Genomic DNA, 15,838 nt, shown 5'->3' with positions numbered 1-15,838 from the left:
GTGGATAAGGGAGAGGGCGATGTGGGCATTAATACTTGAAGGGCTGGTTATCGGAGTGCTATTGGGTTTGACTGGTGCCGGTGGCGGTATTCTGGCTGTACCGGCACTGATGGCGAGTCAGGGTTGGACCGTGGCCCAAGCTGCGCCGGTGGGATTGCTTGCAGTCACGCTGTCCGCCTTGGTCGGAACGTTCGAGGGTTTGTTCAAGCGTATTGTGCGTTATCGTGCTGCGCTCTGGATCGCGCTGATCAGTATTCCTTCAGCCCGTTATGGCGTACATCTGGCTGATATCGTTTCTCCGGTCTGGCTAACGCTGGCTTTCAGTCTGGTGATGCTGATTGTGGCTTACCGGATCTTCTTTAATAAAGTGACCGATCATGGCAATGCACCGTGCAAGGTCAATCAAACCACCGGTCGTCTGATCTGAAATGTCAAAACTGCTTCGTTCCTAGCAGGTATTGGTGTCGTGGCAGGTTTATTAACCGGTCTGTTGGGGGTGGGGGGTGGTTTTGTCATTGTTCCAGCCCTGCGTAAATTCACCGACCTTGATATGCGCAGTATCGTTGCGACTTCCCTGATGATTATTTTTCTGATTGGTGGGGTGAGTATTTCTGCACACGTGCTGGATGGCTTTCAATATCCTGTTTCGGTTACGCTGACTTTTGTTCTGGCCTGTATTGCGGGGATATTAATTGGACGCAGTCTGATGCAGCGGATTGACAGTAACAAGGTACAGAAAATATTTGCCACTACCGTGGTTGGGGTAGCGATGTATTTAATCTATTCAGCGCTCATGGGCTAAATAGCCAGTTGGAAATTTAAACTCAAACGCTTTCAATCTACCTGAGCATCGTTTATACAAAATATAATTTTAATGGCCGAGGAAGAATGAAAATGATGAAAACTGCAGAGCAATTGATCCAGAATGCAAAAAGCCGGATTCAGGAAGTCAGCGTAAATGAACTGTTTGAAGCGATGCAAAACCATCAACCAATTGCTCAACCATTTTTATGTCAGCAACATGTCCATTCGATAAAGCAGAACAACTAATTTCACCAAATTGGTTCATCACGATATGTAATTTACAGCCATAAAACCAACCCATAGAACTTTTGCCACGTGATGCGATTTGGGCTAATGATTTATGGCATTGAATACGTTGATTTTTACAAACAGGTAGCGTTGTTGAATCAATCTATAAGTATTGTTTATCTTTGCCTTTCATCAAAGCTACATACAGGGCATGTAATGCTAATTCATGCCTATTGATCAAGTGAATCATGCGTTGGCAGCAAGGCAAGTGCTTAAATAAAAAGCTTTTATCCAGCTTTAGCCATGTAAAAAAGGCTTTGAAATTATTGAAATGAGAACATTTGTACCAAATGGTGATAAAGCAGATTTCTGAAATTGTGAGCTGAGCATTTCTGATTCTTAGAGAATGATGACTTTGTTTGAGGAACTTCCAATAAGTTGCTTCAAATTTAAGAAAGAAATCATCAATTAAGCAGAATCGGTACTATTGAACATCAGGACTAGAGTTGTGAGTTTGGTTTGGTAACTCAACTGATGGCTCTAGTCCTCTTATTTTTCAAGTCAATTTCTTATCCGTGATTCGGGTTAAATTATTTAAATGATGATTCATTCTGTATTCAGATCTTCATAAATTTAAAGGATACTTATTAGGGATATATTCTGTTTTAGACTTAATTCAGGATGCATAAATGAAGTACTCATTTATACAGCAGGCTTTCACTGGTCCCGTGGACATCGTAGGGGATATTCATGGTGAGATTGCCGCGCTGGAACAACTGATCCAGGTATTAGGTTATGACCGGAATGGTCATCATCCAGAACAGCGCAAACTAATTTTTGTCGGTGATCTATGTGACCGGGGGCAAGACAGTGTTGCGGTGATCAAACGCGTCAAACAGCTGGTAGATGAAGGCTATGCACAATGTGTGATGGGTAATCATGAATTGAACCTATTGACCGATACTTTGCGGGAAGGCAATGGCTGGTTTTTTGGTTCACCGCATCAGGATGATCTGAAACCTTTTGATTCGATCCAAGCCTCAATCAAAGATCGACAATGGATTCTGGATTTTTTAAATAGCTTACCGTTGGCTTTGGAGTCGGAGCAGCTGCGTGTTGTACATGCCTGTTGGCATCAAGGATCAATTGATCAATTACGCAATTCTGGTTTTACTTCGCTTGGCGAAGCCTATGCTGATTTCGTTCAACATACAGCGCTGGATCTGCAAGCCTTAGGTATTAATGAATTCATCCAGATAGAGCAGCAACGCTACCAACACCAGTTCAAAGACCCGGCTACAACTTTACCTTTATTGCAACATCTCGCAGAAAAAGAGCTACGTGAGCAAATGCACAATCCGATTCGGGTCATTACTTCTGGTGCGGAAAAAATCGCCTTAGAACCGATTTATGCCGGTGGAAGGTGGCGGATGATCGACCGCGTGCCATGGTGGGACAGCTATACCGACCAAATTCCAGTCATTACTGGACATTATTGGCGGAACTTTAAATCTACTGAAGAAAAAACCGGTTTACTCAAATCGATCGATGCACTGCAATGGTATGGACAGCAACAAAACGTATTTTGTGTGGATTATTCAGTGGGTAAACGCTATCTCGATCGTCAACAGGGTGTCGCGTTCAGACATCGACTCGGCGCCTTAAGATTTCCAGAAAATATCTTGAGCTTTGAAGATGGCAATCAGTATTCAGTTCAGCGGTTCTGAGAAAAGGCAATTTTCTGATACAAAAAAAGCAGCTTTTCCAGCCGCTTTTTTTACAGAATCTAGATTTTATTCTGCTTCGATTATTTCATAATCATGGGTGATTTCAACACCGCCATCAGACAGCATTTTGCTGGCAGAGCAATATTTTTCAGCAGAAAGTTCTACGGCTTTTACGACCTGTTTCTCTTTAATCGCTTTGCCGATCACTACAAAATGCAAGTGAATTTTCGTGAATACTGCCGGAATTGTATCTGCACGTTCAGCCTTTAATTCGCAGCGTACATCGGTAATATCCTGACGAGCCTTCTTTAAAATGGTAACAATATCAAAAGACGCACAACCGCCCAAACCCGTTAAAAGCAGTTCCATAGGACGGGGACCACGGTTTTCACCACCGTATTCAGCTGAACCATCCATGATAAGGCTATGACCACTTTGAGTTTTTGCTTCAAAAGCAACATTCTCTAACCAATGAACGCTTGTTTGCATTGCAACTACCTAAAAAAAGCTATAAATTTGTCAAGTAACTGTACACTAACATAAATTGGGTTGATACGGAATTTCAATCCCACTGTGTGACAAGTTCACATTAGGTCTTGTGCGATCTATAAATTATCCATAATCGGAACTGTTAGCATGACTTCAAACTTTTCACAATTAAGCACTGATGCGCTTTCTCCGGGGCAATTACCAGAATCCGTGAAAGCACTGTTAAAACGTGCATATATTAATCGTTATCCAAAACGTACCACGATCATTGATGCAGGATCAGAATCTAAATCTTTATATTTAATTCTGAAGGGGTCTGTATCTATCATTCTTCGTGAAGATGATGATCGTGAAATTGTCGTGGCTTATTTAAATGCGGGTGACTTCTTTGGGGAAATGGGTCTATTCGAGGTTAATCCACAACGTACTGCGGAAGTTCGTACGCGTGATGTGTGTGAAATTGCCGAAATTACCTATGAAAACTTTCACGAAATCAGCAAGCAATATCCTGATCTGAGCTATGCGGTATTTGCTCAATTAGTACGTCGTTTGAAAAATACCACACGTAAAGTCACTGATCTGGCATTTATTGATGTTTCAGGCCGGATTGCACGTTGTCTGATCGACCTGTCTTCACAGCCAGAAGCGATGATTTTGCCAAATGGTCGTCAGATCCGTATTACCCGTCAGGAAATTGGTCGCATTGTTGGCTGTTCCCGCGAAATGGTCGGACGTGTACTAAAAACCCTGGAAGAGCAGGGCATGATCGAAACCGATGGTAAAGCCATCCTGATCTTTGATGCTTCATTAGAAGAAGCATCTGAAGCAGTGGCAGATGGTGCCATAGACGAATAATCCAGATATTAAAAAGCAAATCTTCGGATTTGCTTTTTTTATGCGTCATTACTCAATACATAAAAATTTAGAACAAGCTTCTCAGAAAAGATGATTTAAGTCTCCCTTATAATTCCGATAGGCTATAGCCCACTTAATCTCAATTCACTGAATAAAATTCACAGGATGTTTTTATGCAATTCAGACCGTTGGCGGATACCGGCATTCTTTTGCCAGAAATTTGTTTGGGCACCATGACCTTTGGTGAGCAGAACATGCAAGAACAGGCTTTTCAGCAACTGGATTATGCCTTAGATCAGGGACTGTATTTCTGGGATACTGCGGAAATGTACCCGGTACCGCCAAAACCCGAAACGCAAGGTGCTACCGAGCGTATTATCGGGAACTGGATCGCTGCACGTGGTGGCCGTGACAAACTTTTTTTAGCCTCAAAAATTGCCGGACCCTCGCAAGGTGGTAGTCATATTCGGGATGGAAAAACCCGTTTTGTTGCCGATGAAATTTCAGCAGCGATTGACCAGTCGTTGTCACGCCTGCAAACGGATTATATTGATCTGTATCAGTTACACTGGCCGCAACGCCCAACCAATTTCTTTGGCAAGCTGGGTTATGGCAATGCTGAAGCGGCAGAAAATCGTGCCGTCACAGATCTCGAAGAAACCCTGACTGCCTTGCAGTATGAAATTAAAAAAGGTCGTATCCGTTATATAGGCCTTTCCAATGAAACCCCGTGGGGCACGATGAAGTTCCTGCATCTCGCAGAAAAATTAGGTTTGTCCAAATTCGTCAGCGTGCAAAACCCCTATAACCTGCTGAACCGTACTTATGAAATTGGCATGTCAGAAATTGCCCGATATGAAAATGTAGGTTTGTTGGCGTATTCACCTTTGGCATTTGGTTATCTGACCAGTAAATTCCGTCATGGTGCGCGTCCTGCCAATGCACGTGTAACGCTATTCTCCCGCTTTAGCCGCTATAGCAATCCGCAAAGTGAATGGGCAACCGAGCAATATGCCCAGCTGGCAGAACAGCATGGCTTAAGTCTCACTCAATTGGCTTTGGCCTTTATCAAGCAGCAGTTCTTTGTGACCAGTACGATTATTGGTGCCACCAATCTGGATCAGCTGAAAGAAAATATTCAGGCATTTGAAATTGATCTGTCTGAGGAAATACTGAAAGGTATTGAGGCAATTCACCGTCAGCAACCGAATCCGGCACCATAATCATGGTGTTGTTATTTTAAAGCACCCTCCAAGCGAGGGTGTTTTAATTTTATGAGAAATTAAATTTGATGATAAACAACATGGCCGGAAAACAATAAAAGCAGCATAATCGAAATAAGACGCATCAAGATGATTTGATAAAAATGAATAGTGAAACAGGTATTTCTAAATCCCAAGTATTAGCTATAGCAGTATTCAACTTAGCTGAGCAGTTGCAACTGAAAGAATTCGAACTTGCATTGATTCTGGGTTTATCTGAGGCGGAATTATCTCTGGTTATAAATGAAAAAGAATTAGAACCAGATACTACAGCAGGCGAAAAAGCTATAGCTTTAGTAAATATCTATCAAAAGTTATTTAGCTTGCATGGTGGAGACTTGAGCTGGATGCGCCATTTTATCAATTCACCTAACAAGCTTTTGAATCATCAAACGCCAAGATCCTTGATGCAAAAAGAACATGGTTTGAGTGAAGTATTGCGATTACTAGGAAGGTTGCAACCGTACTAAAAATATCTCTCTATTCTCTACTAAGCTGAAAAATAGCAGAGTAAATTAAATAAAATATGAATTGTTTATCTTCACCTTAAAAATTCTTCTAACCTCACTTGAAATCTGCTTTATATATACCAATATTATTACTGATATCTGTCTCCTAATATAAATTAAGTTTTTGAAAAATATATAAAAATGATTTGAAATTTTATCAACCGCACCCATATATCCATCAAGTAGAAAATTTGTTGTGAGGAATAACAAGAATGCGTTTTGAAAAATTTACCAATCGCCTGCAGCAAACCCTTTCCGATGCGCAATCGCTGGCCATGAGTAAGGACCATACTTCGATTGATGGGATCCATATCTTGGCCACCTTGATGGATGAGGCATCCAATGTCAGCCTGCTGCAACAAGCCGGTGCTAATCTACGTGAGCTACAAACCAAGCTGCAAACAGCATTGAGCAATGCAGCAACCCTGACCAATCCATCAGCAGATATCAACCTCAGTCCTGAAGCGGCAAAAGTATTGCATCTGGCAGACAGCTTTGCGCAAAAAGCCGGAGATGAGTTTTTATCTACGGATTGGGTGCTGTTGGCGCTGGCAGAAACCGGAAATACCAAAACCTTATTAAATAGTGTTGGCGTAAAGGCAGAGACTTTAGGTCAAGTGATTAATCAATTTCGAGGCGATGAAAAAGTCATGAGCAACAATCATGAAGATCAGCGTGATTCACTGAATAAGTACACCATTGATTTAACTGAACGTGCATTGGCAGGCAAGCTTGATCCTGTGATTGGCCGTGATGATGAAATCCGCCGTACCATTCAGGTCTTGTCACGTCGTACCAAAAATAACCCGGTACTCATCGGTGAGCCAGGGGTGGGTAAAACTGCAATCGTCGAAGGTCTGGCGCAGCGTATTATCAATGGTGAAGTACCTGAAGGACTCAAAGGCAAACGTGTTTTATCGCTAGACTTGGGTTCATTGCTGGCCGGTGCCAAATACCGTGGTGAGTTTGAAGAACGCTTAAAAGCCGTTCTGAAAGATATTGCCAAACACGAAGGCGAAATCATCCTGTTTATCGACGAGTTGCATACGCTGGTGGGTGCTGGTAAAGGTGATGGCGCAATGGATGCCGGTAACATGCTGAAACCTGCGCTGGCACGTGGCGAGCTGCGCTGTGTCGGTGCGACCACACTGGATGAATATCGTCAGTATATTGAAAAAGATGCAGCGCTAGAACGTCGTTTCCAGAAAGTGCTGGTCGATGAGCCAAGCGTGGAAGACACCATTGCGATTCTGCGCGGTCTGAAAGATCGCTATGCCACCCATCACGGGGTACAGATTCTGGATTCCGCGATTATTGCGGCGGCGAAAATGTCGCATCGTTATATCACAGACCGTCAGTTGCCGGATAAAGCCATTGATCTGATTGATGAAGCAGCATCACGCATCAAAATGGAACTCGATTCTAAGCCAGAAGCTTTAGATAAACTGGAACGCCGTCTGATTCAGTTAAAAATGCAGCTGGAAGCGGTGAAAAAAGATGAAGACTCAGGTGCCAAAGCTGAGATTCAATACTTGTCCGATCAGATCGCCACAGTTGAAAAAGAGTATCAGGATCTGGAAGAAGTGTGGCGTGCAGACAAAGCCTTGGTTGCTGGTAATAAAGACATTCAGGTCAAACTGGATCAGGCTCGTATTGCACTGGACAAAGCGCAACGTGAAGGTGATCTGGCTGAAGCAGCACGGTATCAATATGGTGTCATTCCGGAGTTGCAAAAACAGCTGGAACGTATTGAAGCAGCTGAAGAAAGCGAAGCGCCAAAACTGCTACGTGATAAAGTCACTGACAATGAAATTGCAGAAGTGGTGAGTGCAGCCACCGGTATTCCGGTTGCGAAAATGTTGCAAGGTGAGCGTGACAAGCTGCTGCATATGGAAGAATTCCTGCATAACCGTGTGGTGGGGCAAGAAGAAGCCGTGGTGGCAGTCTCCAATGCGGTACGCCGTTCACGGGCAGGCCTGTCAGACCCGAACCGTCCAAGTGGTTCTTTCCTGTTCCTGGGGCCAACAGGTGTCGGTAAAACAGAACTGACCAAAGCCCTGGCGAACTTCCTGTTTGACAGTGACGATGCCATGGTGCGTATCGATATGTCGGAATTTATGGAAAAACATTCGGTCAGCCGTTTGGTCGGTGCGCCTCCGGGCTATGTCGGTTATGAAGAAGGCGGGGTACTGACTGAAGCGGTACGTCGTAAACCGTATAGCGTGATCTTGTTTGATGAAGTCGAAAAAGCGCATCCGGACGTATTTAACATCTTGCTACAGGTACTGGATGATGGCCGTTTGACTGATTCGCAAGGCCGGGTAGTGGACTTTAAAAACTCTGTGATCGTCATGACTTCGAACCTGGGTTCGCAGGATGTACGTGAATTGGGCGGTAATGCCACTAAAGAAGAAGTCCGTACGGTGGTGATGAATGCGGTATCGGAACATTTCCGTCCGGAATTTATCAACCGTATTGATGAACTGGTAGTGTTCCATGCGCTGGAAAAAGACCAGATTCGCGGTATTGCCGATATCCAGTTGGACCGTTTACGTCAACGTCTGGCAGAACGCGATATGCGCTTGTCGGTAGATGACAGCGCTTTCGATCAGCTGATCGAGGCCGGTTTTGATCCATTGTATGGAGCACGTCCACTGAAACGTGCAATCCAGCAGCGGATTGAAAATGGTCTGGCGCAGAAAATCCTGGGCGGAGAATTCCAGCCGGGCGATACCATTCTGGTGAAAGCTGAAGCAGGTGAGTTAATCTTTGAAAAAATGAAACTTAACTAAACCGCTTCTCCTTGCAACAAAAAACCCAGCCTAGGCTGGGTTTTTTTTAATCTTATTTTAACTTCGAGCATTGCAACACTTTTGTATTCTTGTTGCGGCGAGCTTTAAAGCATGGCTTAAAACTCAGCTCAGGGAAAATAAAGAAGATATCAATCGTGATAAAGACAGTTAATTCATCATCAAATTACACTTGCGGATGACGGATTTTCCAGGCACGGTGAATCTTTTGATTCCGCTTGAAGTCAGGTCCAATGGTTTCCTGGGTAATTTCTTCAACATCAAAGAAGGCCAGAATTTCTTCATCCATCTCAAAACCACGATAGTTATTTGAGAAATACAAGGTACCATCAGTGGTTAAGCGGTTCATCGCACGTTTTAACAGGGACAAATGGTCGCGCTGTACGTCAAAGGTCCCATAGAATTTCTTCGAGTTTGAGAAGGTTGGTGGGTCGATAAAGATCAGCTCATATTGCTCATGACCTTCTTTTAGCCATTCGAAACAGTCAGAGGCAAAGAACTGATGCTGTTCATCCGCATGATCCACGGTTAAGCCGTTCAGAACAAAATTTTCTTTAGACCAGTTCAAATAAGTATTCGACAGATCGACGCTGGTTGTACTTGCAGCACCACCCAAAGCAGCATGTAAACTTGCCGTTGAGGTATAGCTGTACAGGTTTAGGAAGTGTTTGCCTTTTGCTTCACGTGCAATACGTAAACGCATTTGACGGTGATCCAGAAACAGACCGGTATCCAGATAATCGGTCAGGTTGACCAGAATCTTGGCTTGACCTTCCTGAACGATAAAACGCTTGGATGCTGTACTTTGTTTGGTGTACTGGTTTTTACCTTCCTGACGTGCACGGGTCTTGATAAAGATCGCATCACGGCCCAAACCGGTCACGGCACGAATGGCCTGTAGTGCCAGGTTAAAACGTTTTTTGGCTTTTTCCGGATCAATGGTTTTAGGCGGCGCATATTCTTGTACATGCAAACGCTCGCCATACAGATCTACTGCGACGTTAAAATCAGGTAAATCTGCATCATAGAGACGTAAACAATGGATCTGTTCCTTGACTGCCCATTTTTTTAGAGCTTGCATATTTTTGGTCAGACGGTTGGCAAACTCCATCGCACCTTCAATCGGTTCAAACTGCTGAGGCTGCCAGCTTTCTAGGAATGGACGTACCACTGCGGCCGGTTTAACCGTACCGAAGCGGATATAGATCGGCAATTTACCATTCATCAAACGCAGGATTTGCGGATCATTGAACGCCAGCACATCGGCCTGTTCCACTTGGGAGGCAATCACAGCCGCTTTTTGATTCGGGAAATTCTTTTGCAATAAAGCCGATAAACCCAGGTATAAAGAACGGTTTTGCGCTTTATCGCCGAGACGTTCGCCATATGGCGGGTTGGTCACGAAGAATACTTTCTTGCCTTCTGCATGGAAATCAGGCCAGTCATTTAAAGTCCGTTCTTCGATCATGATATTGTCGAGAGCAGCTTCAAAACCCGCCGCGATAATATTTTGTCTGGTGGCTTTAACCGCTTCCCAGTCCGCATCGAAGGCATAGAATTGTGGTAATGGATTTTCCATTGCCGCTTGATGACGTTCAGCAGCTTCGGCCTTGATGCTCATCCACAGTTCATGGTCATGGCCATTCCAGCCATTAAAACCGAAACGACGGACCAGACCCGGTGCACGGTCGGTCAAAATCATTAGGGATTCAATAATAAAGGTACCTGAACCACACATTGGATCGACAATGATGTCCGGATTTAACGCTTTTAAACCACCTTTTTGCAGAATCGCAGCGGCCAGGTTTTCCTTGATTGGGGCGTCAGTCATAAAGCGGCGATAACCGCGTTTATGCAAAGAGTCGCCAGACAGGTCCAGGCAGTAAGTATGTTCTTTCTTGCCTGCCAGAATATACATGGTAATTTCAGGCTGTTTGGTATCAATGCTTGGACGTTTGCCTACGGCTTCCATAAAGGAATCTACGACACCATCTTTGGCACGTAAAGTCGCAAACTGGGTATTGACCTTGATATCACGTTCGACATGCAAACGAATCGCAAAGGTACTTTGTGGTGCAAAAATCAGCGACCAGTCAAAGCTGAGAGCCCCTTCATAGAGTTCTTCTGCCACATCACGGGCATCATGAGAAAATTCAATTTCATGCGTGTGGATCGGCATCAAGACACGTGAAGCCAGACGTGACCACATGCAGATACGATAAGCATTTTCCAGTGTGCCTTTAAAGGTCAAACGGCCCGGAAAACGCTCAATATTCTGAACACCTAAGCCTTGTATTTCTTCTTCTAATAAGGTTTCCAGACCATCGGCACAGGTGACCCAATAATTGCTTAAACGTGGAGAGGTATTCATATAATAGAGAGACCAAAAAGATAAATAAAAAACTGCGCTAAGTTTACCGTATTTTTATATTGAAAGCTTTTGAAATTCTCTGAAAGGCCGTGGCATGTGATAGAGAAAAATAATATTCACACTATAAATTGAGGAACTGGTACGCATTTTGCTCTATACATGGCAAATCAGGCGGTCAGTCGATGGGGAGCGATGGCTGCCTGATTTTTCAATTTTATAATGGGGGTTAAGATGTTAGAGAATCAGTTACGCAACCATGATGCTTTTTCAGTGGCCACTTTAATTTATGCACGTTTACGACGGGTTTCCGGTCGGGTGATTGATGCAATTTATCTGGCAGAGAATCTGGACTATGCCCGGCATGTGATTCAACTGGCAGAGCAAACCCAGGATCCAGATTTGAATCATCTGATCCAGCGCCTGAAAATGGTACTGGAGATTTCGGAAACAGCACCAGACTCACAAACAGAATCTGCACAGCCGATCCAGCAGGAAGGGCTGATCTCGGTCGAACCGGATGAAGACGATATCTATCGTGCACAGGTGTCACATCGTTATATTGGTGCACTGCGTTAAACCTGAGATGGGTGTGAATGCTCCAGACTGAAGCGCCCGTTGGTTTTGTACTTAAAATCAGCAAGATGCAAATCGGGTTAAATTATCTTATTGAAAAAATACAAAGGAATCTGATTTTTTATTTTTATTGTTCAGATGCTTTTTGTACAAGTAGCAGCATGGCCAACTATAAAAATTCGCCAATCTCTGTATAATATGTTGACTTAACGCATAAGGAATCTCTCATGCACTTGGCGGCATTGCATACACCGAGCCAGATTCAACTCAATAAAGAAGGTAATCTAAAACACTTCTTGACCATCGAAGGTCTTTCTAAAGAAACCCTGACAAAAATATTGGACACTGCACAGTCCTTTTTTAATGACCAAAATCAGCTGATCACCAATAATTTGCTCGAAGGCAAAACGGTGATGAACCTGTTCTTCGAAAATTCAACCCGTACCCGCACCACCTTTGAAGCCGCTGCCAAGCGCCTTTCTGCCAACGTTCTCAATATCGATATTGCCCGTTCGAGTACTTCCAAAGGTGAAACCCTGCGTGACACCTTATGGAATCTGGAAGCCATGGCGGCCGATATTTTCGTGGTGCGTCATTCATCTTCAGGGGCAGCGCATTTTATTGCCAAGGATGTCTGTCCAACAGTGGCAATTATTAATGCCGGTGATGGCCGTCATGCGCATCCGACTCAAGCGATGCTGGACATGCTGACCATTCGCCGCGAAACCAATAAAAAATTCGAAGAAATGTCGATTGCCATTATTGGCGATATCAAGCATTCACGTGTCGCGCGTTCAGATGTGGCTGCCTTGCAAACTTTAGGTTGCCAGGATATCCGGGTGATTGCACCGAATACCTTGCTGCCATTAGGCTTTGAAGAATATGGCGATGGTGTTCGTCTATTTAACAATATGGAAGACGGCATTAAAGACTGCGACGTGATTATTACGCTTCGTATTCAAAATGAGCGTATTGATTCTCCGGCACTGGCCTCGCAAGCTGAGTTCTACAAAATGTATGGCTTGAATAAAGAACGTCTTGCCATGGCCAAACCGGATTGTATTGTGATGCATCCGGGACCAATGAACCGCGGCGTTGAAATCGACTCAAGTATTGCGGATGGTCCACAATCTGTGATTTTGAAGCAGGTGACCAATGGCATTGCAGTGCGTATGGCGGTGTTGGCTTTATCGATGCAAGGCCAGTTACAAGAACAAGGTTTGATTGAAGCGATTGCGGGTTAAGGAATAAGTCATGACTATTGTAAAAATTGAAAATGTCCGTGTTCTTGATCCGATCCAAAACACTAATTCTATCCAGACCGTGTATCTGGAAAATGGAAAATTCGTTGCAGAAACAGCAGATGTCTCTGAAACGATAGATGGTCAAGGTAAATGGTTAATGCCAACCATGGTCGATTTGTGTGCGCGTTTACGTGAACCGGGTCAACAGCAACACGGTACGCTTAAGTCTGAAGGAAAAGCGGCACGTGAAAATGGCATTTTGCACGTATTTACGCCACCCGATTCAAAGCCAATCGTACAAGATAATGGTGCGCTGATTCACGGTCTGGTCGAAAAAGCCATGCTGGATGGTGGGATCTATCTTCAAGTGATTGGTGCGCAAACCCAAGGCTTAAATGGTCAACAACCGGCAAATATGGCGGGCTTGAAAAAGGGCGGTTGTACTGCGGTTTCCAATGCCAGTGCGCCGTTTGCCAATGATGATGTGGTACTTCGTACCCTTGAATATGCTGCAGGTTTAGACCTGACGGTGGTGTTCTATGCAGAAGAACCACAAATCGCCAAAGACGGCTGTGTGCATGAAGGCTTTATTGCTTCACGTCAGGGCTTGCCGATGATTCCTGCACTGGCTGAAACCGTGGCAATTGCCAAATATCTACTGATGATTGAATCAACCAAAGTGCGAGCACACTTTGGTCTGTTGTCTTGTGGCGCTTCGGTGGAACTCATTCGTATTGCCAAGGAAAAAGGCTTACCGGTGACCTGTGATGTGGCCATGCATCAGTTACATCTGACCGATCATTTGATTGATGGTTTTAATTCACTGGCACATGTGCGTCCGCCACTTCGTTCTGAACACGATAAAGAATTATTACGCCAAGGTGTGAAATCAGGCGTGATTGATGCGATTTGTACTCATCATGAACCGCTGAGCAGCTCTGCGAAAATGGCGCCGTTTGCTGAAACGCAGCCAGGTTTCACTGCTTTTGATACCTATGTGCCTTTTGGTCTGCAACTGATTCGTGAGGGGTTGTTGACTCCACTGGAATGGGTGGAAAAAGTGACCTTAGCTCCGGCTAGTGTTGCGCAAATGGCAGATCGATGGATAAATGAATCAGGCTGGGTGCTGCTAGATCCGGAACTGGAATGGACCCTGAATAAAGAAAGCATCGTGTCACAAGGTAAAAATACCCCGCTAATTAATCAAAAAGTGCTGGGTAAAGTTGTTCAAACTTTTGCTGCTTAAGTGATCCCAATTTTATAAAAGTCAGCTTCGGCTGGCTTTTTTATTTATATAAATTCTCTATCTGTAAAATGAGTACTCAACAAAAACAGTGAAACTTTATGATATTCATACAATTATTTACATTTTCAAAAAATGGGGATCGTTACACTGATTAAATATTAAACATTAGAAAAATCAAAAGAATGGTGACGATTATGAATATAGACTTTATAGAACGCTTAAAAAGCGATGTTACGGCGATTGTGCTTCAAGGTGAAACCGAGCATTTATTTGCCAAAGATCAAGCTTTGGCTCAATTCTATCCCATCTTTTTAAGTATATTGCGTGCACGTCCCGCCTGGATTGAAAATATTGGTCAGCAACTCAATCCAAAAATCCATGAATTATTTAATGCAAACCCGGCACTCAAGCAGCAGTTTCTCGATCAAGTGGATCAGAGTGCACCGCAAGACGAAATAGAACATACCTTGAACCGGTCAATTGTACCGACCATGAATTCTTTACAGACTGAAGCGGGTGCTTCAAGTCCGGAAGCGATTAGCCATTTGCTCGAAACTCATGCCGATTCGATTCAGCGCGCATTACCCGTTTGGGCTGGCCCTATTCTGGCAGCGCTTGGAGTTTCACCCTTGGCAGGGCAGAATTTTAATCAGGAACCTGTATTGGCGGAGCAGACCATCATCGTTCAGGAAGAGAGAAAAACCGGCTTTTTATGGCCGTTTATTATTTTTCTGATCCTGGCGGGTTTGATCCTGTTTTTGGTTCGTAGTTGCATGCAGGATGATGTTGAAGATTCAAATACCCAGGCAACGAGCGAAGTTGCCGCAGTTCAGCCTGCATCCTTGCGATTAAGTACCGGCAGTGATGGAGAAATTGTCAGTTGCCAATTACAGCTGAATAATCCGCAGTATATGGAAATTCTACAAAATGAGATCAAACAGATCTTTAATTATAATATTGGTTGTGGTGCGCTGAGCAGTGAGGTTTATCATTCAGAATTTACCGATCAGGATACTATTCCTACTGTGTTGAGGACAATCCAGGGAATGCCAAATGTGTCACTCGACTGGATTGGCAATCAGGTTTCAGTGCGTGCAGCAACCAATGCAGAAGCCGAGCGTCTGGCAGCACAAATTCGTAGTCTGGCCAAAAATGTCACAGTGGTGACCCAGCAGCCGCTCAATAGAAGTGACGTGATTAATACCGCCAATAGTGAGGCAGAACAAGCCTTGGCCAGTATCAAGACCGATAATGTTAAAGCGCTGGATGTGGCGACTGCACTGAATTTACAGATCATTAATTTTGATACGGCATCGACTGAAGTTCCCGAGGTCAATAAATTGGTGCTGGATCAGGCTGCTGCATTATTGCAACGAGCACCGCATGTCATTCTGAAGGTTACAGGACATGCCGATGCTCAGGGTAGTGAAGCAGAAAATAAGGTGCTGTCTGTGCAACGAGCTCAAGCGATTACCAGTTATCTCGTTGGAAAAGGGGTCAATCCTGCACAGTTACAGGCAGTTGGCATGGGAGAGGATCAGCCGGTTGAACCCAATGCCACACCTGCCGGACAGTTTCAGAACCGTCGCGTGACCTTTGAGGTCGTGAATACCGAAACGGGAATTGTTCGTGAAGTAGATGATGAAGGTGTAGTTGAGAAGACAGGAAATTAAGAGAGCGGCCTAAATAAAAAAGGACGAATTTTCGTCCTTTTTTATTG

Annotated in this window: 11 protein-coding genes and 2 pseudogenes; 10 read left to right on the top strand and 3 right to left on the bottom strand. The window is 44.1% G+C overall.

The annotated features are described in order from the left end of the window. The first annotated feature begins 19 nt into the window (after positions 1 to 19). A pseudogene (locus tag PV763_RS04290) lies at positions 20 to 802 on the top strand (sulfite exporter TauE/SafE family protein). 168 nt (positions 803 to 970) lie between these two features. Here PV763_RS04290 and PV763_RS04285 read toward each other — a convergent pair. Further along, positions 971 to 1,501 (bottom strand): annotated as a pseudogene (locus tag PV763_RS04285) (transposase); the annotation flags it as partial. A 220-nt stretch (positions 1,502 to 1,721) separates the two neighbouring features. Between PV763_RS04285 and PV763_RS04280 the strand changes: the two are divergent. After that, entirely contained in the window at positions 1,722 to 2,759 is a 1,038-nt protein-coding gene (locus tag PV763_RS04280) for a metallophosphoesterase (RefSeq protein WP_420937410.1), read from the top strand. A 66-nt stretch (positions 2,760 to 2,825) separates the two neighbouring features. Here the strand turns inward: PV763_RS04280 and PV763_RS04275 are convergent, their stop codons facing one another. After that, positions 2,826 to 3,248: an OsmC family protein gene (locus PV763_RS04275; RefSeq protein WP_420937409.1), complete on the bottom strand. Its 423-nt coding sequence runs from the start codon at positions 3,246 to 3,248 to the stop codon at positions 2,826 to 2,828. Between the two features lie 147 nt (positions 3,249 to 3,395). Here PV763_RS04275 and crp point away from each other — a divergent pair, with 147 nt between their 5' ends. The 4 genes from crp (at position 3,396) to clpB (ending at position 8,666) form a co-directional block, all read left to right on the top strand. Beyond that, positions 3,396 to 4,103, top strand: a complete 708-nt coding sequence (gene crp / locus PV763_RS04270) for a cAMP-activated global transcriptional regulator CRP (protein WP_004280141.1) — start codon at positions 3,396 to 3,398, stop codon at positions 4,101 to 4,103. Positions 4,104 to 4,276: 173 nt separating this feature from the next. Next, entirely contained in the window at positions 4,277 to 5,326 is a 1,050-nt protein-coding gene (locus PV763_RS04265) for an NADP(H)-dependent aldo-keto reductase (protein WP_420937408.1), read from the top strand. Positions 5,327 to 5,469: 143 nt separating this feature from the next. Beyond that, positions 5,470 to 5,835, top strand: coding sequence for an antitoxin Xre/MbcA/ParS toxin-binding domain-containing protein (locus PV763_RS04260; protein ID WP_396469702.1), 366 nt, complete (start codon positions 5,470 to 5,472; stop codon positions 5,833 to 5,835). Positions 5,836 to 6,086: 251 nt separating this feature from the next. Next, entirely contained in the window at positions 6,087 to 8,666 is a 2,580-nt protein-coding gene (gene clpB / locus PV763_RS04255; protein WP_420937407.1) for an ATP-dependent chaperone ClpB, read from the top strand. A gap of 184 nt (positions 8,667 to 8,850) precedes the next feature. On the opposite strand, the gene rlmKL is transcribed toward clpB, so the two are convergent. Beyond that, positions 8,851 to 11,055, bottom strand: a complete 2,205-nt coding sequence (gene rlmKL, locus PV763_RS04250) for a bifunctional 23S rRNA (guanine(2069)-N(7))-methyltransferase RlmK/23S rRNA (guanine(2445)-N(2))-methyltransferase RlmL (protein WP_004280136.1) — start codon at positions 11,053 to 11,055, stop codon at positions 8,851 to 8,853. Positions 11,056 to 11,286: 231 nt separating this feature from the next. Between rlmKL and PV763_RS04245 the strand changes: the two genes are divergently transcribed. The 4 genes from PV763_RS04245 (at position 11,287) to PV763_RS04230 (ending at position 15,791) form a co-directional block, all read left to right on the top strand. After that, positions 11,287 to 11,631, top strand: coding sequence for a hypothetical protein (locus PV763_RS04245; RefSeq protein WP_168386798.1), 345 nt, complete (start codon positions 11,287 to 11,289; stop codon positions 11,629 to 11,631). A gap of 224 nt (positions 11,632 to 11,855) precedes the next feature. Next, positions 11,856 to 12,872, top strand: a complete 1,017-nt coding sequence (locus tag PV763_RS04240; protein ID WP_004280134.1) for an aspartate carbamoyltransferase catalytic subunit — start codon at positions 11,856 to 11,858, stop codon at positions 12,870 to 12,872. 10 nt (positions 12,873 to 12,882) lie between these two features. Next, positions 12,883 to 14,118, top strand: coding sequence for a dihydroorotase (locus tag PV763_RS04235; protein WP_168386799.1), 1,236 nt, complete (start codon positions 12,883 to 12,885; stop codon positions 14,116 to 14,118). 182 nt (positions 14,119 to 14,300) lie between these two features. Next, positions 14,301 to 15,791 (top strand): OmpA family protein, encoded by a 1,491-nt coding sequence (locus tag PV763_RS04230; RefSeq protein WP_420937406.1) that lies wholly within the window; start codon positions 14,301 to 14,303, stop codon positions 15,789 to 15,791. The last annotated feature ends 47 nt before the right edge of the window (positions 15,792 to 15,838 follow it).

Source organism: Acinetobacter sp. AS5 (assembly GCF_048957595.1).
Lineage (GTDB): Bacteria > Pseudomonadota > Gammaproteobacteria > Pseudomonadales > Moraxellaceae > Acinetobacter.
Note: the sequence above shows the minus strand (reverse complement) of the source record. Positions and strands in the feature narration are given on the sequence as shown.